Below are 26290 nucleotides of genomic sequence, written 5' to 3'. Positions count from 1 at the left end.
GTCAGCCGTATCGGCGCAGTTCGTTGAAGAAGCCGTCGACGACGTGCAGTTCCCCCCGCCGGTCCACTTCGTCGTGGACGTACCTGCCGACGGCGAGGTCCAGCACTCCCAGACCGAACGGTGAGAACACCACCGTCCGGTCCGCGGGGGCCGAGGCCTGCCCGGTCAGGACCTCATGCAGGGTGCCGTCGATGAACTCCCGGTTCCCAGCCAGTTGTTCGGCCAGGTGCGGCGAGGTTTCGGCCTTGAGGCAGTGCTCGATGTCGTCGACGAAGTTGGCGGACGCGAGCAGGATCCGTGGATCCAGGTCGCGCAATGAGATATGCAGCACCAGCGGGTGGTGCGCGAACCACGACGGGTCGTGGACGTGTGGCCGTGCTGCGACCGTCGCGAAGACCACCAGGTCGCTCGAGCGGATGAGCGCCTCGGCGGTGTCGTGCAGGGTGATGCGGCCCTTCGTGCCCGCCCTGCGCAGGTAGCCGCGGAAGCCGGCCGCGTGTTCGGTGGACAGGTCGTGGATGCCGGTCTCCTCGAACGTCCAGCCGGTAGCGGTGAGATGGGTGTGGAGGTAGCGGGCGATCAGGCCGGTGCCGATGAAACCGACGCGTCGCGGACGCGGGCGGGTGCGGCTGAGCCGGTCGGCCGCCAGGGCCGCGGAGGCCGCCGTGCGGGTGGCGCTGATGACCGAACCCTCCAGGCAGGCGTACGGGTAACCGGTGCCGGGGTCGTTGAGGATGACGACGGCCGACGCGCGCGGAAGCCCGGACGTCGTGTTCCCGGGGAAGCTCGCTATCCACTTCAGGCCGTCCACGCGCAGCGGCCCGCCCAGCGATGCGGGCAGCGCGATGATCCGTGCCGCCGGGCGGTCCGGAAAGCGCAGGAAGTACGACGGTGGATTGACCGTCTCGTCGTCACCGTGCAACCGGTATACGGCTTCCACCAGTTCGGCGATCTCCCTCTCGCGCCCCCGCAGAGCCCGCTGCACCTGGGCGCCGGAGATCACCGCGAACCGGGGCCCGGCCGTATCGGTGGGCGCCGTGGCCCGCGTGGAGTCCGCGGCGGTCATCGCGCGGTCACCTCGGGGGCCGGTGCGCAGTCGGTCGGGCTCACCGGCTCGGCCATGGCGACCAGCACCTCGCGCGGGCCCTCGTACGGCTCCCTGCTGTGCGCCATGCGGATGTTGTCGACGAGCATCAGATCTCCGTCCTGCCAGGGCTCGCGCAGGGTGTGGGCCTCGTAGACATCGTTGAGCAGGCGGACGACGTCCTCGCCGATCGCCTCGCCGCCGCCGAAGCGGGTGGTGAACGGCAGCGCGTCGGCGCCGTAGACATAGACGAGGTACTCACGTATCTCAGGCTCGATCGTCCATTCGCTCAGGAAGGCGATCTGGTTGAACCAGCAGTGCCGGCCGGTGACCGGGTGGCGGACCACGGCGCTGCGCCGCTGGCTGGTGCGCAGCCTCCCGTCCGGCCCCCACGCACAGTCGATCCCGTTGTCGCGGCAGTAGCGCCCGACGGCGGTGCGGTCGTCGGTGCCGAAGGCCTCGGCAACGGACGCCCCGATCTCGTCGTTGTAGGTGCGGTCGAGAAGCCAGCCCTCCCGCAGGAAGCGCTCGGCCAGTGGGACGGGCAGTGCCTGGAGTACGGCCGCAGCATCGGCCAGGCCCGTCGCCCCGCCCTCGGCGGGCGCCTCGAGACACGCGAACAGCATCAGGCCGGGGAACCGGAGGGTGTAGCTCAGCTCATGGTGCATGCACATCGGCTGGTCGGACGGCCACTTGGCGGAGGAGTACACGCCGCCGCCGTAGGAGCGGCGGGGCGCGAAGGCCTCCCGCTCGGTCATCAGGCCGGTGGTGAGCGACCGGAAGACCGTCCCGGCGCTTTCGGGATCCTGGAGTCCCAGGCCGCGTACGAGGACCGCCCCGTGCTCACTGACCACGGCACGCAGTGCGTCGTGGTATTCGGCCGCCCAGTGGGCCGGGTCACCGGGGTCCTGGACCAGCAGGACCGGGGGCCTGCCAGGCCGCAGGTCCACATCGGGCAGGAGCGTGAGGGGGGAGGGGGGTGAGGCGCGCATCTCTGGCTCCTTTCGGTCGCCGCTCAGGCGGGGGTCGACGGGGCAGTGGACGGGGTGGTGACGGAGGTCCGGGGCGCCGTGCTGCCGTCGAGCAGTCGTGCCAGGTCCGCGAGGACCGGGTGACGGGTGATGTCCTTGACGTCGACGGCCCGGTCCAGGGCGATCGCCAGCCTGACCGCCGACAGTGACGTGCCGCCCCGATCGAAGAAGTGATCCCTGCGGCCGATCCGCTGCGGCGGGATGCCGAGGACCTCCGCCCAGGCGGCTGCCAGGCGCCGCTCGGCCGGGCTGCCCGGGGCGTCGTCGTCCCCGGCGGTGTCGAGTTCCTCGGCGAGAGCGGTCAGTGTCGTTCGGTCGGTCTTGCCGTTGGCGGTCAGCGGCAGGTGATCCAGCCAGTGGAAGGACGAGGGGATCATGTATCCGGGCAGCAACGCGGTCAGGTGGTCCCGCAGCGCGTTCAACGGGAGCGGCTGCTGTCCGGTGCAGAAGGCCACCAGGTGCCCGCCCTGGGCGACCACCACCGAGCACTCCCGGACTCCCGGCGTCCGCAGCAGCACGTTCTCGATCTCGCCGATCTCGATCCGAAAGCCACGGATCTTGACCTGGGTGTCTCGGCGACCGAGGTACTCCAGCTTGCCGTCGGGCAGCCAGCGGCCGCGGTCACCGCTGCGGTAGAGCCGTCGGCCCGGGCGGTGCGGATCCTCGGTGAACGCGGCCTTCGTGCGCTCCGGATCGCCCACGTATCCGCGCCCGACGCAGATCCCGGAGAAGACGATCTCACCCGGAGCGCCGAGCGGCACCAGTGCGAGGTGCTCGTCGACCACGTAGACGTGCACGTTGCTGACGGGGCGGCCGAGCGGGACGCGGTCCTGGGTCGGCACCTCGTCCATCACCTCGTGGTTGGTGTCATCGGAGGTCTCCGTCAGCCCGTAGGCGTTGACCAGCCGGGTTGCGGGCCGGGCCGTGAACCAGCGCCGTACCAGCTCCTTCTTCAGTGCCTCACCGGTGGCCGACACACACCGCAGATCCGGCAGCGGGCGCGGGTGCTGCTCCAACTCGGCGAGAACGGTTTCGAGATACGACGGCACGAGTTGGAGGACGTTGACCCGCCCCCGGGCGATGGTGTCGACGAAGCGCCCGGTGTCCAGGATCGCCTCCTGCTCGACCAACAGCGTGCGACCACCCACCATGAGGGCCGCGGTCAGCTGCCACAGGGAGATGTCGAAGCACTGGGGTGCGGTCTGGGCGACGACCTGTCCTTCGCCGATCCCCAGGTCGTCGATCTTGGCGAGGACATGGTTGACGAAACCCGCGTGCTCGCACATCACGCCCTTGGGCTCGCCTGTGGAGCCCGAGGTGAAGAAGATGTACGCGAGCTGGCCGGCGGCGACGGCCACGCGTGGGTCGTCGTCGGCGTGGGCCTCCGCGCAGGCGTCCTCGATACGAAGGGCCCGGACGTCCGGGGGTACGTGGACGGGCCCACGACCGGTCAGTGCCAGGCGGCATCCGGCCCGGTGGAGCATGGCCACGATGCGTTCGGGCGGGAAGTGCGGCTCGACAGGCAGGTAGACGCCGCCCGCCTTGAGGACACCCAGGACGGCGACCGCCCACTCCAGGGTGCGCTCGGTGACCACCGCGACGACGCCCTCGGGCTCCAGCCCTCGCACCAGCAGCGCCCTGCTCAGCCGGTTGGCACGGGAGTTGAGCTCCCGGTAGGTCCACTGCCGGTTCCCCTGTGCGACGGCGATGGCGTCGGGATGCGTCCGCACCCGCTCCTCGAACAACTGGTGCACCCGGCGGTCGGGCAGTTCCCGCCGAGGACCGGCCAGGCCGTCGAGCTGGAAGCCCGTCTCCGGCGGCGACAGCAGACTCTGCCGTGCGTGCTCGGCGTCCGGATCGGCGGCGAGCGACGTGAGCGCGACGAGGTGATAGCCCGCGATGCGGTCGGCGCAGTCGGCGTCGAGCACGTCGGTGCGGTACCGCAGCGAGAGGGCGAGCCGGTCGCCGTGCCGAACGGTGCCGACGCGCAGCACCGTGCCCTCGGGCAGTCCGCCACCGCTTCCGCTGCTGACGCCGGTCAGGTCGCACACGGTCTCGAACGGCGCTCCGTCATGGTGGAGCTCGCGCGTGAGTGCGTCGCCCGGGAACTCCCGGTGCGCCGCCACCTCGGACTCGGCGTCCCGGGTACGTCGCATCAGCGCCTGCCAGGAGCGGGGCGCGGTCGTCAGTCTGCAAGGCAGGGGACGAGCGCCTGGCACGGTCACCAGACCGGTCGTGACCTCCTGCTCGCCCGAGAGCGCGGCGAGCACCTTCGCGTGCGCGGCGAGCAGCGCGGTCTCCGGTGGCACCGGCAAGCGCCGCAGGCCCTTCAGGACGCCGTGGGGTAGTGCCGTCTCCTGCTCCGCGGTGCCCGGCTCCGGCGTACGGGTCCACCGCGGGATCCGGGTGACCCCATCGGCGGTGAGCACCCCTCGCCAGAAGTCCCGGGACACGTCCACTGAGTTGTCCATCGCTTCCCTTTCCGTCCCGGTCAGTGAGTCGGATGCGCGCAGTGGGAGGCGCTGGTCCGCTCGACGGCCGGATTGCCGGCCCACCGCGCACCCGGCGGCACCTCCTCGCCTTTCATGAGGAAGGAGTCGGCGGCGAGGTCGGCGCCCTCGCCCAGCGTCACGCCGTAGTGGACGAAGGCGCCGACGCCGAGCGTGCAGCCGGCGCCGATCGTGACGTGGTCGGACTTGAACGTGCCGTCCTCCTGGGAGTGGCACTGGATCTTGCTGCCTGCGTTCAGTGTGGCGTCGTCGGCGATGGCGGTGAGCGTCCGCTCGGTGATGTAGCAGCCGTCATCGAAGACCCTGCGGCCGATCCGGACCCCCATCAGCCGCCAGATGACGTTCTTGAACGGAGTGCCGTTGAACACGACGAGGTGGTTGTCGGGCACCTTCCACAAACGCTCGTGCCACCAGAAGTACGGCTCGTAGATGGAGCACAGCTGCGGACGCAGTCCGCCGAACCGCAGGACGACGCGCTCCACGAGGACGAAGTAGAGGACGGTGAAGACCACGCAGGACGCGACCGACGCGGCGATGAGCAGCTGTCCGGCGGCGCTGTGCGGGTCGGACGAGGCGACGGCGGCGGCGCCGATCGCCAGAATCCCGAAGGAGTGCAGCCACCGCAGGACCAGGAACAGGCCCATCGTGCGCAGGTTGTAGCGGTTCTTGGCGGTCAGGCGGCGGCGCTGCTCGTCGCCGGTCCGAAGGTGGTCGAAGCGGGTGTCGCGCTCCACCGAGCGCGGGATCTCGAAGGGGGGAGAGCCGAGCAGCCCCACTCCCTCGCGCACGTGCCCATCGAGCGGGACCATCACCTTCGTCGCCAGGAGGCAGTTGTCGCCCGTTCTGCCCCCCGCCGGATAGGCGATGTTGTTGCCGAGGAAGTTGTGCGGTCCGATCGACACCTGTGCCAGGCGGAAGGAGGTGCTTGAGTACTCGGCGTTGAGGACCGACAGCCCGTCGGCGACCATCGTGCCCCTGCCGACGGACGTCACGAACGGGCTCTCGTGCTGCAGTTCGGTGCCGAAGTTCGAACCGGTCTGCTCCACGCGCGAGATGTCGTACCCGATGGCCCGCAGGTAGTGGACGATGTAGGAGCTGTCGCCGAACAGCCAGGTGAACAGCTTGATGTTGCTCGTCCGGGCGACCGCGCGGTGCACCGAGTAGTGCAGACCGTACAGCGGATAGGGCCGGCCGGGGCGGACCAGCAGGTTCATCAGGCGGGGCAGTACGGTCACGGCGGCGAGGCCGATGGTCAGGAGGCCGAAGAACAGCACGAAGGACAGGGCCAGCGCCTTGCCGTAGAACCACGCCGAGGCGATGCCGTGTGCGGCGGGGTCGAGCAGCGTGGCCAGCCCAGGCAGCCAGGTGAACAGCAGGTACGAGCCGCCGACAGCCAGCGGCAGGTACACGAGGAACAGCTGGAGCAGGGTGACGAGGCCGTAGGCCGCCCGGCGCGCCGTGCCGCAGTGCGCCGCTGCGATCTGCGGAAGGCCCACGTCCGTCCGCTGGGCCGGAGAGCCGTGCCACCGCTGGCCCGCAGGGACCGACATGCCCCGGTGCAGCGCCGACGCGTGGCCGAGCTGCGCTCCGTCGCCCATGGCGGTGTCGATGTCGATCACGGTCCGCTCGCCGATGTGAACGTCCCTGCCCAGGACCACCGGGCCGCTCTGGATGCGTCCGGCGTGAGCCCGGTAGCAGAGGATGGCGCAGTCCTTGCGGATCACGGTGCCAGCGCCGACGGTGAGCAGGTCGGTGCAGACCGGCACGGAGTGGGTGAGGATCGTGACCCCCCTGCCGATGCGGGCACCGAGGGCCCGCAGGTACAGCACGTGCAACGGGTTGCCGACAAGAAGGAGCATGGGGCTGGTCCGGAGCAGCACCCTGACGGTCCACAGGCGGAGGTAGGCCGGCCCCCACACCGGGAAGTCGCCGGGTTTCCAGCGCCCGACGAGCAGCCACTTGGCCGCGACCGGCAGGGCGCAGGCGCCGGCGAAGACGGCACTGCCGAAGACGACCGAGCGCAGGTAGACGCCGACCATTCCCCTGCCGCCGGAGACCCAGGTGTAGCCGCGCGCGAGGACGATCCCGATGAACAGGCAGTAGCCGGCGAAGAAGAGCGACTGTGCCGTCCCGCACAGCACATACCATCGTGTGCCGTGCGCGGACGACGTCTGCTCCGGGGTGTGGACCGGTGCCGGGACCGGTGGGGGCGGGGTGTCCGCGAGGGCTTGTGCGAGCGAGCGGATCGTCGGGTGCCGGTAGACGTCCCTCATCGACACCGACGGCAGATCCCCCCGTTTCCTGACCCGGGCGCAGAAGTGCGCCATCCGGAGTGAGTTGGCACCCAGGTCGTCGAAGAAGTGGCTGTCGACCGGGACCCGGTCGACGCGCATCACGTCGGCCAGCTGCTCGGCGAGGGCCGCCTCGATGCCCGCGTCGGCGCGTCCGTTAGCGGTGGCCGCGGGCCCGGGCGGAACGGCTGTGGAGACCTCGCTGGATTTTCCCGCCACGTGAACTCCTCGGGGGTGATGGTCACAGCCTGTGATGCGGTGCGGTTCATTGCGTGCGCCGGCTGCCGGGACGGGGATCCCCTCAGGGGCTCCGTGCTCGTCGGTCACATGCCGCGCCCCGTGCGGCGGCCTCCGAGCACGACAGGGTCGGCGGCCGCGGCCTACGACGCCCCGCTACTGCGTCTGCTGCCGAGAGGGCCGCAGGCAGCGGGGCGGCCCACAACCGGCGGGGTTGCGGCGATGTCGAAAAGGCAGGGTGACAGGGGACAGGATCTGCGATGCGTTGCACCTAGGGTCACGCAGGTACCGGTGTGCCGTGATGATGTCGGGTGACGTATCGTTACCGTCGGTCCGGACGGTTCATGGACGACGTGTTACGCGGCAGCCTCAAGCCGTGGAGGGAAGACCCGCATCGTGGTAGACCGCTTTCTGCTCCGCGTTCTGCTGCGCCTGGTTATCGCTGAGGTATGTCTCACTCGGCGTCTTCATGGGATTCAGCCTCCGTGGTGAGAGCTACAAGGCGGAGGCACATCGCGGCGGAAGCAGCGTTCCGGCAGGGGTGTCGACCGTTGCACTGTGCGTTCCGCAGCGCGCCTTGCGCCGTGCGACACGTGTCCCACACACCATGCTGCTCGCGGCGCAGACAGCCCGCAAACGCAGTGATCATTGCGTTTCCGCCTGGACCCTACAGTGCTCGGCGTCCCGCGATTCCGACCGCACCGATCAAGCCGTGGTGGTCCAAGCAGGCCTGATCCGTCCAGCGGCTTTCCCGTCTGACTGGGCTCTCCGATGCGTCTCAGGGCATCCGTCAGCTCGGCCAACTCGGCGAGGCGCCGATCACGGGCGGCGACCTGCAGGTCGGCACTCTCTCAGAGGGCGTTTGATCTAGGCGTATTGCCCTGTATGCCCTATTAGGTTCCTCGCCAGGTTGGCGTGGTCTCGTCCGTTATGCGCTTGGCGAGGTTGTCGATCGAGGCGATGTGGATCATGGCTTCGGAGCTGGTGGCGAGGGTCTCGTAGTCGCGGGTGAGACGACGGTGCATCATGATCCAACCGATACTCCGCTCCACCACCCACCGCCTTTTCAGGACGTGAAAGCCGCGAGTTCCTGGGTTTTTGTCGACGACTTCGACGTCGACCCCGAGTTTCGCGCCGTGTTCGACGACGGCCTTCTTGAAGCCGGTGTCGACCCAGCTCTTGGTGATGGTTGGGTACGTGTTTTTCGCCTGGTCGAGGAGGCGTATCCCCAGGGCGTTTTCAGAGAGGCTGGCGGCGGTGACAGTCACGGTGAGGATCAGGCCGATCGTGTCGGTGAGGATGCCTCGCTTCCGGCCCACGATCTTCTTCGCGGCATCCGTTCCCTGGCTGGTCACGGGCACATTGGTGGAGGTCTTGACGCTCTGGGTGTCAATGACGGAGGCCGTCGGCTCGGGCTTCCGCCCTTCCTTCACGCGGGCCAGGGCGGTGAGGTCGTAATTGAGCTGGGCGAAGATTCCCTCGTCGCGCCAGGCGGCGTAGTAGAAGTAGACGGTGCCGTGGCCGGGGAAGTCATGTGGGAGGTATTTCCAGGGAATTCCGGTGCGGTTGAGGTAGAGGATCGCGTTGAACACGTCACGCAGGTCGACTTTCGCCGGCTGACCGGTGGGGCGACGTTCGAGGCGGGCATTCCGCCAGGCCGTCAACGTCGGTTCGATCAGAGCCCATCGGGCGTCCGACAGGTCGCTGGGGTACGGCTTTCGATCACTCACAGCACAGCCTGAGCATGGGCATTCCGGAACCACTCGTTCCGCTGGCGGCTGGGAGGTTCTGCTGTATCTCTACGTCAGACGGGTTTCCGAACCCAGAAGCGGATGAGACGGGCGGCGAGGCTATCGCCCCGCCGGGCGATGCTCTTCGCCCATCGGGCTATCCGCGACGAAATAGGACACTCACATAAGGCGCGTACGGGCCTTGACCTGCATAAACGCCCTCTCAGTGGGCGGTTCGTAAGGTGATGTCCGTTTCCAGCTGAGGTTGGGGCAAGGTCGCTGGTGGAGCTTTCCGTCGGCTATTGCTTCCGGGTGAAGTTGCCGGTGTCGGCCTCGGTGAGGATCCCGAGTTCGACCAGGCGTTTCAGCTTGGCGCGGGTGCCTTCGACGTTCTTCGGCAGCAGTTCGTGGCCGAGGGCTTCGCAGACGTCCTTGGCCCGTAGCGGCCCGGTCGCGTGGTTGAAGGCGGCGAGGATGCGGGGATAGTCCGGGTGCTCGGGCAGGTCCGGCGTGTCGGCCGGGAGCCGGTCGGCGAGGCCGGTGACGGTCGTGCGGGTGATCGCGAGGTGCTCCAGGTGCGTCTCGGCCTCCCGCAACCGGGTCTGCAGGTCGTCGATCTGTGCGCGCAGGTCGTCGGCCAGGGCCCGGGCGGCGTCTTCCTGGAGGTCCAGGGCCCTCGAGCAGGGGCTGGATGTTCACGCGTCAACCCCCAGGCGGGCCCCGTGCATGACGACCTGGTTTTTGAAGCCCTGGTCGACCAGGGCTTTGCGGACGGTTCCGCCGGCTTGCCCGGCGACCTGGTCCAGCAGGACGATGCCCGCGGCGTTGTCGTGGGTGTTCGCGGAGAGGACCACGACTGCGATGACCAGGCCGAGGACGTCCACGGCCAGTCCGCGCTTGCGGCCCGGCACCCGTTTGGCCGGATCATGACCACTCGTGGCGGAGGGGACCCCGGCGGCCACGTGGACACTCTGGGTGTCCAGCACCACCAGGGTCGGGTCCTCTAATCGGCGGGCCCTCTCCCCGACCTGGCAGCGCAGAAGCTCATGGATGACCTGGTCGGTCCCGTCGTCCCGCCAGGCGGCGAAGTAGTAGTAGGTCGCGCTCTTCTGCGGCAGGTCGTGCGGGAGATAGGCCCACTGGCAACCGGTCCGCCCCTGGTAGAGGATCGCGTTCACGATCTCCCGCATGTCATAGGCGCCCTGGTGGCCGCTGACCGAGCGGTGCCGGTCCTTCCACGCGGTGATCACCGGCTCGATCAACGCCCACTGCTCGTCCGATAAGTCGCTTGGTTGCGTTCACTCACCCGGTCACATCACCAGATCAACAAGCGCGGACCGGCAGATTCTGCCCCGCAGCCACACCATCAGGCGACAGCAGATCCACTCAAAGAGTCATGAACCCCGCTACTGAACTTGATTGGGTGATGTCGGTGCCGTTCGCCTGACAGCCTGGTGTCGACACCGGTAGCCCTGGGGCGTGAGGTATGCGCAGGGCGGCGGGCTGACCGACGCCGAGAGGACCACGCGGGAGCGGTTACGGCTCCAGGCCGTGGAGCGTTTCGAGGCTGGGCAGAAGAACGCGGAGATCGCCGCTGCCCTGCGGATCAGCGTGCGGTCGGTCGAGCGGTGGCGCCGGGCCTGGCGCGAGGGCGGCGAGGCGGGCGTCCTGTCGAAGGGGTCGCCGGGGAGGCCTCGGCTCAGCGAAGCCCAGATCACCAGGCTGGAACGGGAGTTGGAGCGCGGTCCGCTGGTCCACGGCTGGTCGGACCAGAGATGGACGCTGGCACGGATCAAGACGCTAATCGGCCGGCTGTTCCATGTCTCCTACACGGTCGAGGGCACCTGGCGGCTGCTGAAGCGGCACGGCTGGAGCTGGCAGCAGCCCACCAGGCGCGCGATCGAGCGCGACGACGCGGCGGTCGAAGTGTGGAAGGAGGAGACCTGGCCGCGGGTAAGAGCACCGCGGCGGAGCGCGGGGCCTGGATCGTCTTCGAGGACGAGGCCGGGCAGTCGATGACTCCGCCGCGCGCCAGGACCTGGGGCCGGATCGGCCAGACCCCGGTCGTGAGAGTCAGAGGCCGTGGCTCGGGGCGGGTGTCGATGGCGGGCATGGCCTGCTACAAGCCCGGCGAGCGGTCCCGGCTGATCTACGCGATCCGCGAGTACCGCGGCCGCAAGGACGAGCCGAAGGGTTTCGGCTGGCGGGATTTCCGCGACCTGGTCATCCGCGCCCGCATCCAGCTCGGCGGCCCGATCGTGCTGGTCTGGGACAACCTCCGGCTGCACCTGACGGCTGGCATGCGGGAGTTCATCGACGCGAATGCTGAGTGGCTCACCGTGTTCCAGCTGCCCACGTACGCACCTGACCTCAACCCGCAGGAGGGAGTCTGGTCGCTGGTGAAACGCGATATCGGCAACCTCGCCGCCGCGGACCTCACTCAGATCACCCGAGCCGTGAAGCGGCGGCTCAAGAGGATCCAGTACCGTCCGGAACTCGTCGACAGCTGCCTCGCGACCACCGGCCTGACGCTGGAGGACTGAGGCAACTCAGGCCTCCTCCCAGTTCGCGTAGTCGCCCATCGCCACGTCGTCGCACATGGTCTCCCACAACCCGTTGTCTGCGAGTGCGGTGTCATCGAGGGTGGTGAGGAGATGGCGAAGCTCGTCCGCCACCTCCTGGAATCTTTCCTCCTCGTCTTCCTCGTAGAACGGGAAGCGGGCGATGATGGCCGCGACGCACCGGTGGAAGGCTCCGAGATCCCTGTTCACATGCCTGGCGGTCGGGGACTCGGTCTTGGGGATCTGCACGACGCGACGCGAAGCCACATCGATGCCGAGCCGCCCGAACAGGCCGCTGGTCCCAAAGACGACCAACCCGCTCTCACCGATCCCGCTCAGCAGCGTCGCCTCGGTCAGGGGTTGGTACTCATAGCCGATCAGCCCAGCTGGGATGCCGATCTGCCGCAGGTCGCTGGCGATCTCGGCGGGCACCTCTGATGAACAGCCGATCCCGACCACGGCGTACTTGGGCAGCGGCAACGGCGGGAAGTCTCGGATCACGCGAACATCATCCTCGTGCTCCGGCCATGCCGGGAAGACGCCACCCGGGCCTCCGGCCACCCCGCTGCTGGCCGCGACATCACTCATTCAAGTTCAGTAGCCGCCTGGTGTTGTAGAAGTCGGTGATCCAGGTGGCGATCTTGATGCGGGCCTCGGTACGGGTGCGGAAGATGTGCCGGTGGACGTACTCGACCTTGAGCACGCTGTTGAACGCCTCGCTCACGGCGTTATCGAAGCAAGATCCGACCCTGCCCATCGACTGCACGATGCCCAGCTTGCGGCAGGCCCGCTTGAACTTCCGGAGCAGTATTCGGCGGATTCAACTGGTCGTCGCAACACCTCGATCTGGGAGGTGTTGATGGGCAGGCCAGCAGGGTGGATGAAGGCGCTGACGGGCAGGGCGCCGATGAAATCGCCTGGGAAACCGTCGCTTCGCCGTGATGTGGAACGGTTGTTCTGGCGAGAGATCGCCAAAGGGCTGACCAGCGAGGAAGCCGCGATCGCAGTCGGCGCGTCGCAGGCGGCCGGCAGTCGATGGTTCCGCGAGCGTGGCGGCATGCCGACCTTCATGCTTGCCCCGCTCACGGGCCGCTATCTGTCGTTTGAGGAACGCGAAGAGATCGCCTTGATGACAGCTCAGGGCGCTGGGGTTCGGGAGATCGCCCGCCGGCTCGGTCGCGACCCGGCGACCATCTCGCGGGAGTTGCGACGCAACGCGGCCACTCGGGGCGGGAAGCTCGAGTATCGGGCTTCGGTAGCGCAGTGGAAGGCAGAGCTTATGACGCGACGCCCCAAGACCGCGAAGCTTGCCGTCAACGAACGGCTCCGCAAGTACGTCCAAGAGCGGCTCTCCGGCCAGGTCCGCCGACCTGACGGAACGCCGGTGCCGGGACCTGAGGCCGCACCTTGGAAGGGCCGTAACAAGCCGCGACGCGAAGACCGCAGGTGGGCCACAGCATGGAGCCCGGAGCAGATCTCGAACCGGCTGAAGTTCGACTTCCCCGATGATGAGGCCATTCGTATCTCGCACGAGGCGATCTACCAGGCCCTCTACATCCAAGGGCGCGGAGCACTCAAGCGCGAGCTGGTCGCCTGCCTGCGTACCGGGCGTGCGCTACGGGTTCCGCGAGCACGCTCCCGACAGCGCGCGAACGGTCACGTGACGCCCGAGGTGATGATCAGCGAGCGGCCTGCCGAGGCCGAGGACCGCGCGGTGCCGGGCCACTGGGAGGGCGACCTCATCATCGGCACCGCCGGTCCGCGATCGGCACCCTCGTGGAGCGCACGACCCGGTTCACCATGCTGCTGCACCTGCCGCGGATGGACGGCTACGGTGTCGAGCCACGGGTCAAGAACGGCCCGGCACTGGCCGGCCGCGGCGCCGAGGCCGTGAAAGACGCGATCATCAGCACGATCACCACGCTGCCCGAGCAGCTGCGCCGCTCGCTGACCTGGGACCGTGGCAAGGAGCTGGCCCAGCACGCCCAACTGAGCGTCGACACCGGGCTGCAGGTCTACTTCGCCGACCCGCACAGCCCCTGGCAACGGGGCACCAACGAGAACACGAACGGACTCCTGCGCCAGTACTTTCCAAAGGGCACAGACCTGTCGCGATGGGAAGCCGACGAGCTCGCGGCTGTTGCTCTCGCACTCAACACCAGACCCCGCAAAACACTCGGCTGGAACACGCCAGCTGAAGCCCTCAACGAGCATCTACTATCGGCCCAGGAAGCCGGTGTTGCGACGACCGGTTGAGTCCAGGCAATACACGTCCATCAAGCTCACAACTCGCCTGGTGCGGGCTGGAATTGAGGCATCCATGGGGTCCGTCGGGGACAGTTACGATAACGCCCTCGCGGAGAATCTGTGGATGCTGATCAAGACCGAATGCGTCCGCGGCAGCGTCTTCGCCACACGTGCCGAGGCGAACCTCGCGCTCTTCGAGTACATCGACGGCTTCTACAACAGTCGGCGCATCCAGAAACGGCTCGGCTACCTCAGCCCGATCGAGTTCGAGGAGAAGCACTACGCCGAGCAGGCAGCGGCCGAACGAGCGAACCTGAAACCCCGTCAACCCTCTCTGACCTGCTGATCAGCACCTCTCGCACAGCGGGGGAACCTCAGAACGGTTCAGCGACGTGTGGATCTGCAAAGACCTCGGCCGAGCGACCACCAGTGCGGACCCCGCCGAGCTGGGCCGGACCGTCCTGACCGCCTACCTCGCCGGCCGGGACAGCCGGGGCGAAACGATCCGCGTCGACGTCCGCACCGACCACGAAGGCCACGTCGTCATCACCGCCGACCAACTCACCGACCCCGGCTGGGAAGCCGATCCGGCCGTCCGCCAGGCACTGCCTGCCTACCTCCGCAACGCCCTCGCCTGACGTCGGGCCCACGACGACCACATCGCCCGTCCTGCCCCGGCCGCTCACCCGGCTCGAACCATCCCTGCCCGCCCTCAGGGGCTGGCCGCCGAAGGCCACGGCTCCGGGCGCCGGAAGGCATCACTCGTCGTCCATGATCGACCGGAGTTGTTCGGTGTGAATGCCTCGTCCTCTGCGCGTCCCCGTCGCCGTACTCGCCCGTTACCTGGCCGCCGTCACCGACGGGCGGCGCCCGGGGTGCGCGTGTAGGTGCACACCAGGCACTGTCCGTACCCGACCCGGCCGAAGACAGGGTCAAGGCCCTCCACGCAGAACGTCCCGTGCCCGCAGACGGGGCAGGTGTCGAGGTCCTGTCCGTCCGGGTTGTGCTCCGGGTGAAAGGCGTTGGGGTTGGATACGTTCTCGGCGCGCCGGATGGCTTCTTCCTCACCGATCCGCTCGAGGTACTCGGCAGCTCGTTTCTGGGAGGCCGCGTCTTCTCTTTGCGCGGTCTGCTGGATCCGGTCCTGCTGTTCCTCTCCCATCGCTCCAAGGCTCTTGTGACCGTCGAGGGCCAGCAGGGCCTCGACGTGGCGATGCTGCAGACCTCCAGCACCACGGCCGTGGTGGGCCGCCTGACTGACCTCGATCCCGTTCTGGAGCGTGCGCACATCGATCCGGGTATGCGACGAGAGACGAGGCGCCTGGAAGAGCGAGTCCGTGTCGCCCTGGGGGATCTCCGGCATCGGATGCTTGTCAGGAATGAGCATGATGCCGTCCGTGGCAGGGACGTGTTCCTCGATCACCTTGAGCAGCGCGCTGGCCGACCGGACCCGTCCGTTGCGGTCCAACTCCTCCCCCGGCCACTCGGAAGCGACGATCGCAGCCAGCCCGTTGGACAGCGCCTGATAGAAGACGCCCTCCCGGCCGGCCATGGACGGAGCGAAGGGGTCATCGCCTGTCGGGGCGGGAGCGGCGAAAGGATCCGCTTGTTCTACGGGATCGGCGGCCACCGCGCCGGCGTGCCGTGTCTCGCGCAACTCCGCGGCCAGCACGACGGCGCACCGGGCGAATTCTGCAGCTCGCTGATCCCTCATGGACAGCATGGTGCCGCGCGCCACCTGCCTCAGGTAGACCACCTACAGGGTCGAGCAAGCACGGCCCCATGAGTCCTGCGCACCAGGAATTGGGCGGCAGGGGGCTCCCGTCCCAACTTGGGGGTAACACAGAACGGGAGCCCTACGTCCAACTTCCGCGCCGTGCGGCCGGACACACGGCCAGCGCGCGGGTCCGGCAGTTGCAGCCGTGTCTCTACTGGCCGTCCTTGGGTGCTTCCCGGTCGGTGCAGCGGCCATGGTGGCGCGAGCCCGACCCGGCCATTCTGAACTGCCGAGCGCAGACCCCCCTGCACGACACCATCACGCCCGTATCGTGTGCAGGTCGTGGACCCCGTCCCCGGCGCCGGGCATCAGGCCGCCCGGCCATGAAGCCGCCCTAGCCCGTACTTCAGGCGCACATCCCACGTACTGATCGCGTCCAGGAGACATGTCCTCGCCGTGCGCGGGCGGAGGCTATCGCGCATGCTGCCATACAGACACGTTTCCTCTACCCGCAGTAGAGGAGCGCGGTAGAGTGAGGAACATGGCAGCAGACGAGACGAGCATCAAGGTGAGCACGGCCGCGCGGGACCGGCTCGCCCAGCTGGCGGCCGAACACGGCACCACCATCCGCAGCCTGGTCGAGGACCTCGCGCAGAGCACGCCCACGCAGGCCGAGTACGCCGAGCGGGCCGAGCTGGCCCGCGCCGAACTCGCCTCCGCCCTCGGCAGCGCGCCGAGCCCGGAAGCCGAGGCAAAGGCCCGGGCACTGTTGGAGCGCCTGGGCGCCACCGCGCACGGCTCGCGGGCGGCCGCGTAGTGGCGGGGATCGCGGTCGTCCTGGACCACACCACCGCCGCGGCGCTGTACGACCCGAAGGACCCGTTCAACGAGGCGGTCGCCGCGTTCTACGTCCAGGCCTCCGGCGGACTCGGTGACCTGTACGCGCCGGTGCTCTCCCTGACGGCCGGTGACGCCGAGCGGCCCGGGCTGCTCGGCTACATCAAGGGGCTGCGGTTCATCCGGATCGAGGCCTTCCACACCGACGCCGCGGTCACCGCCACCGAACTGCTGCGGTTCGGGCACTCCTGGGCCGCCGTCCACGCCATCCACGCCGCCCGCCCCTCCGCCGCCCACCCCGGCGGCCGGTTCCTGCTCACCCTCACACCGAAGGCCTACGCCGGCACCGGCGTCCAAGCCGTCCACCCCGACCAGTAGCCGCCAGCCGCCCGGCGGCAGACCGACACGATCGGTCGCGTTGACCCGGGTCTGGCCGGCCGCGACCTGGCAGCCACGAAGACCCGGTGCTGCTCTCGCCGGGAGCAGCACCGCTCGCCCAGGGCGGGTGCGTCGTCTGTTCTGACGTGCCCGGCCGCAGGCCGAGGTGTCCTCCGGAGGAACCGTGCAGTTCACTGTCCTGCCCGTCCGCGGGCGGCCCGCCTCTCCCATGCTGGGGCAGGCCTTCCTGGTTCGGGACAACTGGGATGACTACAGCTTCAAGACGACTTTCCAGCTGCTTTGTGTCCCGCCGACACCGTCGTGGGCCGCTTCCGCGGCAACGGCGTACCCGCGGGGCCGCCGGCGGCCATCACCGAGGTCACCCGGCGGCGCCTGTTCGACGCGCTGCGCAGCGACGGGGCCGGCACCCCACTGCGGCGGGCCATCGGCCCAAGGCTGCTGGTCCTCGTCACGGATCCGCGGTAGACGGTCCGGCCGTCCCCAGTGGCACGTGTGGTCGGCGCCGAAGTCGAGAATCGGCATGGCGTGGGGATGACCGTTCAGCAGCGCTTCGCCGCCCCGGAACTGTTCAGGGCACCCCACGAGGCCACGGCGTCCAGCGACACTACAGCATCGGCAGACTCTTGATCACCCAGGACGTCCGGGGGAGCCATCGTGAACGGTACGGAGCAGGGAGGTACCCGTCACGCTCTCGGTGCGGGCACGGGAGAAGAGGTCCAGATCGAAGGAAACGTCCTTCGTGATCGGCGACATTCTCGGCACCGGGATCTATGCCACCACCGGTCAGGTCGCCGGAAAGGTCGGCGGAGCGCTGTGGCTGCCGTTCGTCATCGGATTCGTCGTGGCCATCCTGACGGCGGCCTCGTACGTCGAACTCGTCGGCAAGTACCCAAGGGCGGCCGGCGCCGCCTTTACACGCAGAAGGCGTTCCGCGTCCCGTTCCTCACGTTCATCGTCGCCTTCATGGTCATGTGCTCGGGCCTGTCCTCGGCCAGTGCGGCCGCCCGCGCCTTCAGCGGTGACTACCTCGCCGAGTTCACGGACTTCTTCCCGCCCACCCTCATCGCGATCCTGTTCGTCCTCGCCCTCGCGGCACTGAACCTGCGGGGCGTGTCGGAGTCGGTGAAGACCAATGTGGTCCTCACCCTTTTCGAGCTCAGCGGCCTGCTCATCATCCTCACGATCGGCGCCTGGGCGGTGCTGGCCGGGGACGGTGAACCGTCCCGGCTCGGTGAGTTCCAGGCAGAGGGCACCGGCTACGCGCTGATCAGCAGTGTGCTCGGGGCAACAGCCCTCGGCTTCTTCGCCTTCGTAGGCTTCCGGCCTCGGGGACACCACGGCCTTCCTGCTCCTGTGCGTGTTCGCCGTCGTCAACGTCGCCGTTCTGGTGCTGCGCCGCGACCGTGTCGAGCACAGGCATTTCCGTACGCCGACCGCCCTGCCGGTGCTCGGCGCGATCACCGCCCTGGTCCTGGCCAGCCCGCTGGCCGACCGCTCCGCGGACGTCTACATCAGGGCGGGTGTGCTGCTGGCCATCGGAATCGGTCTGTGGGCGGTCAACAGGGTGGTGATGAAGGTGCGCGGCGAGGCGTGACCGCCCTTCCGCGACCTTGCAGCCGGTCACCGGTCGCCGATCGGGAATCGCCGGTGCCGGCCTGGCGAAGGCCGGCACCGGCACGATGGTGCCCTTGGGGGTCAGGCGCCGATCTTTCCTACGCCCGCCCCGGCCCGGACCAGCGAGGGAACGTCGGCCGCCGGGTCGAGTGTGTAGGGATAGGAGGTTCCCGGCTCGGTCACGCTGCCCGCGGACGCGCAGGTGCCGGAGCCGGTGAAGCGGTTGTGGCGCTGCACCAGCCGGCCCGGGTCGGACTCGGCGTAGCCGACGTGGCAGGGGTGCGCGACGTTCTCGAAGTAGTTGCCCTCCACGAGCACCCCGGCGTTCTGCGTGGAGGCGATCCCGTACAGCTCGTTGTTCCGGAAGTAGTTGTTGTAGACGTGCACCGGTTCGCCGAACCGTACGCGCGGGTGCCGCTGCCGCGTGCCGTCGAAGAAGTTGTGGTGGTACGTGACCTTCAGGTGGCCCACGTCCTCGGCGTAGTTGTCGGAGTGCCCCACCAGGGCGGTCTTGTCGGTGCCGCGGAACCAGTTCCAGGACACCGTGACGTAGCTCGACTTCCGCTTGACGTCGACCGAGCCGTCGGCGCCGGGCCGGAACTCGTTGTGGTCGATCCACACATAGTGGGCCGCGTTGGTGACGCTGACCGCGTCGTCGGAGGCGCTGCTGAAGACGAGATTGCGGATGATGACGTTGTTGCCCGGCCGGGTCGTGGAGCCCAGTTGCAGCCCGCCACCGGTGATCTCGGCACCCTGTCCGGTGCCGATGATGCTCTTGTCGGCGACCACCGTCACCATGCCGGTCAGCTGGATGCGGCCCGACACCATGATCACGTACGGGGTGTTTCGGCCCGCGTAGTGCGTCAGGTCGGCCGCGTTCGTCACCATGACGGTCGGGCCGCCGGCGCCGCCGGTGGTGCCGTTGCGGCCGAGCGCGTTCACGCCGGCCCACCCGGTGGGCGCGTCGGCCGCCGCGGCGGGACCGGTTGCCTTGGCCGGAGCGGCCTTCGCGGCGACGGGTTCGGCCTTCCCGGCCGCGGCCGCGGTGCCGAGCTTTCCGACGCCGGCGCCCGCCGTGACCACCGCCTTCACGGTGTTCGGGTCGTCCAGCGTGTAGCTGTAGTGGTTGCGTGGTTCCTCCACGCTGCCGCTGCACACCGGGCGACCGGCTTCCGCGCCGACGAAGACGTTGTCCCGGGCCACGCAGCGCCCGGACGGGCCGGCGTAGTGGTCGGTCACCGGTTCCTCGACGTCCTCGAAGTAGTTGCCCTCGACCACGCAGCCCGCGCCGGCCTGGCAGGCCACTCCCACATCGGTGTTGTGGAAGTAGTAGTTGTTGAACAGGTGCACCGGCTCGCCGAACCGCACCCGCGGGTTGCGCTGCGGAGTCTCGTCGAACCAGTTGTGGTGGTACGTCACCTTCAACCGCCCCGTGTCCTGGGCACCGTTGCGGTCGTCATGGCCCAGCAACATGTTCTTGGTGTGGTCGTGGGTGTGGTTCCAGGAGACCGTCACATAGCTGGAGCCGCGCTTGATGTCGATCGCGCCGTCGTAGCCTCCGGCGAGGTCGTTGTGGTCGATCCATACGTGGTGGGAGAACATCTGCACGTTGATCGCGTCGTCGGCCCAGTTGCGGAACACCAGGTTGCGGACGATGACGTTGTGCACGGCGTCGGCAGGGGGCGCGGTGACCGCGTTGTCGATCGGCAGGCCGATGTTCAGTCCCCCGCCGGTGAGACCGGAGTTCGCGCCGATGCCCACGATGGTCTTGTGCGAGGTGACGTCGTGCATCGGACCGGGCAGCGCGATCGTTCCGCGGACGCAGACGGTCAGCGGCCCGTCGTGCGCGATGGCGGAGAGGAACTCCGGCGCCGTGTCGACCTCGACCGCGGGACCGCCCGCACCGCCCGTGGTGCCGTTCTGACCCCAGGCGTTGACGAAGGCGAAGCCGATAGGGCCGCCGGGTGACGTGCAGGAGCCCGAGGGCGGGGGCGAGGTGGGAGGGGGGTCGGTCGGGCCGGGCGTCGGCGTGCCGCCGGCCCCCGGCTCGTCGCTGACCAGGAGGTCGTCGAAGACCGCACTGGCGTAGTACGTCGCCACCCCCGTCGTGCCGGAGGAGAAGGTGCCGTCGGTCGCCGTGACCACCTGTTTCCCGTCCAGGAAGCCGCGCAGTGTGCTGCCGAAGGCTTCCAGGCGCAGCGTGTACCAGGTGCCCGGGGACACGGTGGCCCGCGCCGAGGCGAGCTGAGTGAACGCCCCGCCGACCCGCTTGCCGAGGACGACCGATCCGGCGTTCGTTATACCTAGGTGGTAGTAGTCACCGGATCCCTGGGCCCTGGCCAGCACGGACACGTGCCGGGCGGTGCCGTTGTACGTGATCGGCTTGACCCGCGCCTGCGCGGACTGCCCGGTCCAGACGGAACCGGCCCGCGCCCTGGCATCGGAGCTGGCCCCGGACTGCCGGTAGGCCCGCGAACCGTCCGTGACCACCGACCAGCTACCGCCGCTGACGGACCAGCCCGTGGGGGCGCCGTCTTCGAAGTCCTCGCTGAACAAGGTCCCCGCGAAGGCGGACGGCACCGCAACGGTGAACACGGCGAGCAGGGCGAGGACGACCATGGCGGCCCCGCCCCACAACGAAGCCCTCAGGGGCAAGCCGCCCCCGTTGCTTCCCAGTGTTCGTGGTGTTCCTGACGTTCCTGGTTGCTCATTGCGCTGAGTCGAGTGCATGCCGGCACTCCCCTGTCAGGAATGCGCCCCGCGCGCCGTGCCGGCAGGGCGCGGACGGAAGAAGGAAAGCGCTTTCTGAGATTCCCGGAAATGTAGTCATGTGTTTTGGGCATGTCAACAACTTAGGGCGAGTCGTTGACGAGGCATACGCCGAAGACGGCTGTCGGGCTCCAGCGTGACCGAGGTGATCTCGAACGGCATGCCGCCGACACCGAGCGGTGGGCCGGGCGAGATCGGGATTGCCTGTTCGGTGCCGTCGGCCCCGACGACCACCGGCGGTGGATGCCCGGCACTCGCGACGGCGCACTGGCGGGCGACCGGATCGTAGACGGCGTACAGGCAGGTGGCACCGGTCGCGTCCCGGAACTCCGGGAGGTCGGCGAAGACGCTGCCGATCGAGATGATCCTGCCCCCTCCCCCATGTGCCGCAAGGCCGCCTGAGAGGCCACCCACGTCGAGCACACGCTCACCCCGACCACCCGGGCGAAGTCGTCGCCGTGAGTTCCTCGATCGGGCCGGACACACCGGCCCCGGTGTTGTGCACCAGGATGTCCAGACCGCCGTACGCCGCCACGGTGCTGCTGACCGCTGCACCGAGGGCCTCCGCGTCTCCCGAATCGGCCGCTACCGCCACCGCCTTGCCACCTGCGGAGGTGATGTCGGCGACGACAGTCCGCGTGGCCGGGGGACGCGTGGTAACTGATGGCCACCGCCACGCCCTCACGGGCCAGGCGACGGGCGATGGCCGCACCGATGCCGCGGCTCGCGCCGGGTGACCAACGCGACCTTGCCGTCGAGCCGTCCGCTCGCCACGGCGGCCACGCTCTCGCGGGCCGCCGCACTCGGCGCTCGTCTTCAGCTGACCTGGAACTGGGAGGCGTTCTCGGTCAGCCAGGCGTCGAAGCTCTTCAGCGCCGGGTTGATCTCCCGCACCTTGTTCACATCACGGGCGCCGGTGAACTCCCGGTCGAAGTCACCGTAGTACTGGAACATGTTGGCGATCTCCTCGGCGACCGGCATGTCGAAGGTGCGGAACACGTCGTAGGGCACGGACTGGAAGCGCACCGGCTCACCGAGCGCCGCCCCCAGCTTCTCCGCGTACTGGGCCCCGGTCAGATGGTCACCCGCCAGACCCACGGTGGCACCGATGAACTTCTCGCCGCCCTTGAAAATGCCCAAAGCCGTCCGGCCGATGTCGTCCACATCCACACCGGAGAGCAGCTTGCCGTCCTCGAACGGCAGGGTCAGCGTCAGCACACCGTCCTCGGCACGCTGCGGGCCCATACCCTGCAGGAAGCCCTGGAAGAAGAACGTGGTGTTCAGGAAGGTCGTCGGCACCCCCGCCCGCGTGAACAGCTTGTTCGCCTCACCCTTGGCATCGAAATGCGGCACGTTGTACCAGTCCTGCAGGACCGGCATCCGCTCGTCGTCCAGCGGCAGCAGCTCACGAGTGTCCTCCAGCGTCGACCACACCACGTGCCGCAGGCCCGCAGCCTTGGCCGCCCGGACCAGGACCTCGACCTCCTCCGTCTCCTTGGCCGCCGACCCGTGCGCCCAGAAATTGGTGACCAGGAAGGCACCGTAAGCACCCTCGAACGCCTTGTGCACGCTCGGCTCGTCATAGAAATCCGCCCGTACGACCTCAGCCCCGAGCCCAGCGAGCTCCCTGGCCGCGGGCGAGTCAGGATTCCGGGTCAGCGCGCGCACCGTGAAACCCGAATCCGGGTCGGCGAGGATCGCCCGCGCGGCGCCACCGCCCTGCGCACCCGTCGCTCCGGCGACCGCAATGATCTTCTTGTTGCTCATGGCAGCTGTCCTTGTTCGATGGAAAGAGCAGTCAGTTGACTCATCAACTATTCTACGGCACTCACGCTTCTGCGTCGCGCGACCTCTCGAGACCGGTGCGAAGCGTCGCCGCGATCTGCTCGGCCGCGGCCAATTGATCGGACGTGAGGGGATCGACGAACAGCTCACGAACGGCACGCAGATGAGGCAGGGACGCACACCGGAACGCTTCCGCCCCCTCGGCCGTGAGCACCACTTCGGCACCCCGGCTGTCGGTGGCGCAGCCCTCACACCGAATCAGCCCTCGCCGCTCCATACGGCCGAGCTGGTGCGAGAGGCGGCTGCGCTGCCAACCGATGCGGGCCGCCAGTTCGGAGGGGCGCAGCCTGCGCCCCTCCGCTTCCCGCAGCGCGAGGAGCACGGCGTAATCGCCGGGCGACAAGGAGGACTCACTCTGCAGGCGTGACGAGAGTTCGGAGCGTAGCGCCTCCGTCGCCTCGATGAAGTCCCGCCAGATCCGCAACTCCTCGGCAGTGGGAAGTCGCTCTGCCACGGTGCCGCCACCCTCCTTGTTGACACATCAATCATATGGGGCAATGATTGACACGTCAACAGCCTGTCTGTCGTGTGACGGCCAGCCGACCGGGAGCACAAGAGGAGTCCATGACGGCCACAGCCTTCGAACTGGGGCTCAACTCGTTCGGAGAGGTCGCGACCGATGGCGACCGCCTGCTGAGCGACGCTGAGACGGTTCGACTGATCGTGGAGGAGGCGAAGCTCGCCGAAACCCTGGGGCTCGACGTGTTCAGCGTCGGCGAGCACTACCGCCGGGGCAACAACGACAGCGCCACCCCCGTGCTGCTCGCCGCGATCGCCACCGCGACCGAGCGCATCCGGCTCGGCACCTCGGTGACCGTGCTGAGCACCAACGATCCCGTACGGCTGTACCACGAGTTCTCCACCCTGGACGCGGTCTCGAACGGCCGCGCCCAGCTCACGCTGGGCCGAGCATCGGCCACCGATTCGTTCCCGCTGTTCGGCTATGACCTCGCCAACTACGAGGAGCTGTTCGAGGAGAAACTCGAGCTGTTCATGCGCCTCCAGCGCGGGGAAACGGTGCCGTGGTCGGGGAAGTTCCGGCCGCCGCTTGTCGAGCAGCGACTGCATCCCCGGATGCCGACCGGTGGCATCCCCACCTGGATCGGTGTGGGCGGCAGCCCGAACTCCGCGGTCCGCGCCGCGCATTACGGCCTGCCGCTCATGATGGCCATCATCGGCGGCCGCCCCCAGCGCTTCGCCGGCCTCGTCGAGCTCTACCACCGCTCCCTCGAGCAGTTCGGACATCCCAGGCAACCGGTCGGTCTGCACTCGCTGGGCCTGATCGCGGACACCGACGAGGAGGCGGCCGAGACCTGGTGGCGGTACTGGCAGCCCCGCGTCATCCAACTTGCGGAGGAACGCGGCTTCTACGCCCCGACCCGCGAACGCTACGAGGCGGAGATCGATACTGGCGCGCTGTTCGTCGGCTCCCCCGAGACCGTCGCCCGCAACATCGCCACTATGGCCCGGGACCTGCACCTCAGCCGTTTCGACCTCAAATACGACCTCCTCAACCTCCCCCGCGAAGCCCGCGCCCGCTCGATCGAGCTGCTGGGCCGCGAAGTCGCCCCACGGGTCAAGGAACTGTTTGCGAAGGAGCCCACCCATGTCTGAACTCGTCTTCGGTCTGGACACGTTCGGCGACGTGCCGGAGGACGACGCCGGCAGGCCGGTGTCCGACGCCCAGGCCCTCCGGCAGGTCGTCGACGAGGCCGTGCTCGCGGAGCAGGTAGGCGTCGACGTCATCGCCCTCGGTGAACACCACCGCCCGGAGTTCGCGATCTCGACCCCGGAGACCGTGCTGGCCGGCATCGCCACCCGTACCAACCGGATCCGTCTTGGTTCCGGCGTGACCGTGCTGAGCTCCGACGATCCCGTCCGCGTCTTCCAGCGGTTCTCGACCGTGGACGCGCTCTCCAACGGCCGGGCCGAGGTCATCCTCGGGCGCGGCTCCTTCACCGAGTCGTTCCCCCTCTTCGGCTACGACCTCGCCGACTACGACGTCCTGTTCGAGGAGAAGATCGAACTCTTCGCCAAACTGCTCGAGGAGAAGCCCGTCACCTGGAGCGGCACCAAGCGTGCCCCGCTGGAGAACGCCGACGTCTTCCCCAAGACCGAGTCCGGGCACCTGAGCACCTGGGTCGGGGTCGGCGGTTCACCCCAGTCGGTCATCCGCACCGCGCACTACGGTTTCCCGCTCATGATCGCCATCATCGGCGGCAGCCCGGAACGCTTCGCGCCCTACATCGACCTCTACCAGCGCGCCACCGGCAAGTTCGGCACCACCGCCCATCCGGTCGGCATGCACTCACCGGGCTTCATCGCCGACACGGACGAAGAAGCCCGGGAACTGCACTGGCCGCACTACAAGGTCATCCGCGACCGCATCGGCGCACTGCGGGGCTGGCCCCCGGTCCGCAAGGAGGAATACGACGCCGAGATCGAGCACGGCTCCCTCTACATCGGCTCACCCGAAACGGTCGCCCGCAAGATGGCCCACGCCATCGAGGCCCTCGGCGTCGGCCGCTTCGACCTCGTCTACACCACGGGATCACAGCCCGTCAGTGCCCGGCTGCGCGCGGTCGAGCTGTACGGCACCAAGGTGCTCCCGATGGTCCGCGACATCCTCGCGAGCTGACACCGCGAACGGAGAAGGCAAGACGACATGGACACCACACCCGTACACACCATCGGCATCCTCGGCGCAGGAAAGGTCGGCACCGTGCTCGCACGCCTCGCACTGGCAGTCGGCTACCGCGTGCTCATCGCCGGCTCGGGCGACCCCGACAAGATCGCCCTCACCATCGAAGTCCTCACCCCAGGCGCAGAACCGGTCACCGCCGCGCAGGCCGCGGCGAAGGCGGACGTGGTCATCCTGGCACTCCCCCTCGGCAAGCACCGCAGCGTTCCGGCCGATGCCCTGTCGGGCAAGCTCGTCATCGACGCGATGAACTACTGGTGGGAGGTCGACGGCATCCGCGACGACCTCACCGACCCGCTGACCTCGTCGAGCGAGATCGTGCAGCAATTCCTGTCCGGGTCTCGCGTGACCAAGGCGTTCAACCACATGGGCTACCACGACCTCGAGGACGAGGCCCGGCCCACAGGAATACAGGGACGCAAGGCCATCGCGATCGCCGGTGACGATTCCGACGACCTCATCACCGTCGCGCATCTGGTCGACGCCTTCGGTTTCGACCCGGTCATCGCGGGCCCCCTCGCCGCGGGGGTAAGGCTCGAACCGGGCACCGAGCCGTTCGGCGCCAACGTCGACGCCGAAAACTGCGCGCGATGCTCAACCGCTTCCCGGAATCAGAGCGCGGGCGGACGGTGATCAGCGCGCGGACCGCTGCGTCGACCGGACACGCAGTCTGACCACCAGCCCCGTGATGGGCTGTCGTCGGTACGACGCCCCGCC

The 26290-nt window shown here is 68.6% G+C and carries 22 protein-coding genes and 4 pseudogenes; 11 read left to right on the top strand and 15 right to left on the bottom strand.

Annotated features, from left to right (window positions below):
* Position 1 precedes the first annotated feature (1 nt).
* The 7 genes and pseudogenes from sbnB to ACFPZJ_RS36350 all read right to left on the bottom strand — a co-directional run.
* Complete coding sequence (sbnB, locus tag ACFPZJ_RS36380; protein ID WP_381030831.1) at positions 2 to 1066, bottom strand: 2,3-diaminopropionate biosynthesis protein SbnB; 1065 nt, start codon at positions 1064 to 1066, stop codon at positions 2 to 4.
* Positions 1063 to 2076: a TauD/TfdA family dioxygenase gene (locus ACFPZJ_RS36375; RefSeq protein WP_381030829.1), complete on the bottom strand. Its 1014-nt coding sequence runs from the start codon at positions 2074 to 2076 to the stop codon at positions 1063 to 1065. The genes sbnB and ACFPZJ_RS36375 overlap by 4 nt, the downstream gene beginning before the upstream one ends.
* Positions 2077 to 2099: 23 nt before the next feature.
* Positions 2100 to 4586, bottom strand: a complete 2487-nt coding sequence (locus ACFPZJ_RS36370; RefSeq protein WP_381030827.1) for a non-ribosomal peptide synthetase — start codon at positions 4584 to 4586, stop codon at positions 2100 to 2102.
* Positions 4587 to 4606: 20 nt separating this feature from the next.
* The gene (locus ACFPZJ_RS36365; protein WP_381030825.1) at positions 4607 to 7135 is read right to left on the bottom strand and encodes a Pls/PosA family non-ribosomal peptide synthetase; all 2529 of its coding nucleotides are present in this window, start codon (positions 7133 to 7135) and stop codon (positions 4607 to 4609) included.
* 911 nt (positions 7136 to 8046) lie between these two features.
* Positions 8047 to 8883 (bottom strand): IS5 family transposase, encoded by an 837-nt coding sequence (locus tag ACFPZJ_RS36360; protein ID WP_381030823.1) that lies wholly within the window; start codon positions 8881 to 8883, stop codon positions 8047 to 8049.
* A gap of 299 nt (positions 8884 to 9182) precedes the next feature.
* Positions 9183 to 9479: a hypothetical protein gene (locus tag ACFPZJ_RS36355; protein ID WP_381030821.1), complete on the bottom strand. Its 297-nt coding sequence runs from the start codon at positions 9477 to 9479 to the stop codon at positions 9183 to 9185.
* A gap of 105 nt (positions 9480 to 9584) precedes the next feature.
* Positions 9585 to 10172: pseudogene (locus ACFPZJ_RS36350) on the bottom strand (IS5 family transposase); the annotation flags it as partial.
* Between the two features lie 190 nt (positions 10173 to 10362).
* On the opposite strand from ACFPZJ_RS36350, the gene ACFPZJ_RS39935 reads away from it, so the two are divergent.
* A protein-coding gene (locus tag ACFPZJ_RS39935) for an IS630 family transposase (protein ID WP_461097638.1) occupies positions 10363 to 11426 on the top strand; the annotation gives its coding sequence in 2 pieces (ribosomal slippage) (positions 10363 to 10810 and positions 10810 to 11426; 1065 coding nt in all).
* Between the two features lie 6 nt (positions 11427 to 11432).
* On the opposite strand, the gene ACFPZJ_RS36335 is transcribed toward ACFPZJ_RS39935, so the two are convergent.
* Together ACFPZJ_RS36335 and ACFPZJ_RS36330 are read right to left on the bottom strand one after the other, a co-directional pair.
* On the bottom strand, positions 11433 to 12032 hold the full coding sequence (locus tag ACFPZJ_RS36335) for an SUKH-4 family immunity protein (protein WP_381030817.1): 600 nt from the start codon (positions 12030 to 12032) through the stop codon (positions 11433 to 11435).
* Entirely contained in the window at positions 12025 to 12168 is a 144-nt protein-coding gene (locus ACFPZJ_RS36330) for an IS3 family transposase (RefSeq protein WP_381030815.1), read from the bottom strand. Before ACFPZJ_RS36330 ends, ACFPZJ_RS36335 begins: the two co-directional genes overlap by 8 nt.
* Before the next feature lie 156 nt (positions 12169 to 12324).
* Between ACFPZJ_RS36330 and ACFPZJ_RS36325 the strand changes: the two are divergent.
* The 3 genes and pseudogenes from ACFPZJ_RS36325 to ACFPZJ_RS36315 all read left to right on the top strand — a co-directional run bounded on the left by ACFPZJ_RS36325 (position 12325) and on the right by ACFPZJ_RS36315 (position 14329).
* A pseudogene (locus ACFPZJ_RS36325) lies at positions 12325 to 13700 on the top strand (IS30 family transposase).
* Positions 13681 to 14037 (top strand): transposase, encoded by a 357-nt coding sequence (locus ACFPZJ_RS36320; RefSeq protein WP_381030814.1) that lies wholly within the window; start codon positions 13681 to 13683, stop codon positions 14035 to 14037. Before ACFPZJ_RS36325 ends, ACFPZJ_RS36320 begins: the two are co-directional and overlap by 20 nt.
* A 46-nt stretch (positions 14038 to 14083) precedes the next feature.
* Positions 14084 to 14329, top strand: coding sequence for a hypothetical protein (locus ACFPZJ_RS36315; protein ID WP_381030812.1), 246 nt, complete (start codon positions 14084 to 14086; stop codon positions 14327 to 14329).
* A 215-nt stretch (positions 14330 to 14544) separates the two neighbouring features.
* Here the strand turns inward: ACFPZJ_RS36315 and ACFPZJ_RS36310 are convergent, their stop codons facing one another.
* Positions 14545 to 15405 carry a hypothetical protein gene (locus ACFPZJ_RS36310; protein ID WP_381030810.1) on the bottom strand — a complete coding sequence of 287 codons (861 nt, stop codon included), beginning with the start codon at positions 15403 to 15405 and terminating at the stop codon, positions 14545 to 14547.
* 544 nt (positions 15406 to 15949) lie between these two features.
* Here ACFPZJ_RS36310 and ACFPZJ_RS36305 point away from each other — a divergent pair.
* From ACFPZJ_RS36305 to ACFPZJ_RS36290, 4 genes and pseudogenes are all read left to right on the top strand, one after another.
* Entirely contained in the window at positions 15950 to 16225 is a 276-nt protein-coding gene (locus ACFPZJ_RS36305) for a hypothetical protein (RefSeq protein WP_381030808.1), read from the top strand.
* Complete coding sequence (locus ACFPZJ_RS36300; protein WP_381030806.1) at positions 16225 to 16623, top strand: PIN domain-containing protein; 399 nt, start codon at positions 16225 to 16227, stop codon at positions 16621 to 16623. The genes ACFPZJ_RS36305 and ACFPZJ_RS36300 overlap by 1 nt, the downstream gene beginning before the upstream one ends.
* Positions 16624 to 16923: 300 nt before the next feature.
* The gene (locus ACFPZJ_RS36295; RefSeq protein WP_381030804.1) at positions 16924 to 17109 is read left to right on the top strand and encodes a hypothetical protein; all 186 of its coding nucleotides are present in this window, start codon (positions 16924 to 16926) and stop codon (positions 17107 to 17109) included.
* A gap of 229 nt (positions 17110 to 17338) precedes the next feature.
* Positions 17339 to 18238, top strand: a pseudogene (locus ACFPZJ_RS36290) (APC family permease).
* Between the two features lie 101 nt (positions 18239 to 18339).
* Here ACFPZJ_RS36290 and ACFPZJ_RS36285 read toward each other — a convergent pair.
* The 5 genes and pseudogenes from ACFPZJ_RS36285 to ACFPZJ_RS36265 form a co-directional block, all read right to left on the bottom strand.
* The gene (locus ACFPZJ_RS36285; protein ID WP_381030802.1) at positions 18340 to 20913 is read right to left on the bottom strand and encodes a pectate lyase family protein; all 2574 of its coding nucleotides are present in this window, start codon (positions 20911 to 20913) and stop codon (positions 18340 to 18342) included.
* Positions 20914 to 21141: 228 nt separating this feature from the next.
* Positions 21142 to 21348: pseudogene (locus ACFPZJ_RS36280) on the bottom strand (PP2C family protein-serine/threonine phosphatase); the annotation flags it as partial.
* A 106-nt stretch (positions 21349 to 21454) separates the two neighbouring features.
* The gene (locus tag ACFPZJ_RS36275; protein WP_381030800.1) at positions 21455 to 21712 is read right to left on the bottom strand and encodes an SDR family NAD(P)-dependent oxidoreductase; all 258 of its coding nucleotides are present in this window, start codon (positions 21710 to 21712) and stop codon (positions 21455 to 21457) included.
* 131 nt (positions 21713 to 21843) lie between these two features.
* Positions 21844 to 22794: an NmrA/HSCARG family protein gene (locus ACFPZJ_RS36270; RefSeq protein WP_381030799.1), complete on the bottom strand. Its 951-nt coding sequence runs from the start codon at positions 22792 to 22794 to the stop codon at positions 21844 to 21846.
* Between the two features lie 61 nt (positions 22795 to 22855).
* Positions 22856 to 23326, bottom strand: a complete 471-nt coding sequence (locus ACFPZJ_RS36265; protein ID WP_381030798.1) for a MarR family winged helix-turn-helix transcriptional regulator — start codon at positions 23324 to 23326, stop codon at positions 22856 to 22858.
* 110 nt (positions 23327 to 23436) lie between these two features.
* Here ACFPZJ_RS36265 and ACFPZJ_RS36260 point away from each other — a divergent pair, with 110 nt between their 5' ends.
* From ACFPZJ_RS36260 to ACFPZJ_RS36250, 3 genes are read left to right on the top strand one after another with little or no spacing between them, the layout of a single operon-like run.
* Entirely contained in the window at positions 23437 to 24486 is a 1050-nt protein-coding gene (locus ACFPZJ_RS36260) for an LLM class flavin-dependent oxidoreductase (protein ID WP_381030797.1), read from the top strand.
* Positions 24479 to 25510 (top strand): LLM class flavin-dependent oxidoreductase, encoded by a 1032-nt coding sequence (locus ACFPZJ_RS36255; RefSeq protein WP_381030795.1) that lies wholly within the window; start codon positions 24479 to 24481, stop codon positions 25508 to 25510. The genes ACFPZJ_RS36260 and ACFPZJ_RS36255 overlap by 8 nt, the downstream gene beginning before the upstream one ends.
* Before the next feature lie 27 nt (positions 25511 to 25537).
* A complete protein-coding gene (locus tag ACFPZJ_RS36250) occupies positions 25538 to 26206 on the top strand; it encodes an NADPH-dependent F420 reductase (protein ID WP_381030794.1) in 669 nt (222 codons plus the stop codon).
* Positions 26207 to 26290 lie beyond the last annotated feature (84 nt).

This window comes from Streptomyces bullii, assembly GCF_042657145.1.
Classification (GTDB): Bacteria; Actinomycetota; Actinomycetes; order Streptomycetales; family Streptomycetaceae; genus Streptomyces; species Streptomyces bullii.
This window is presented reverse-complemented; position numbering and strand designations above follow the sequence as displayed.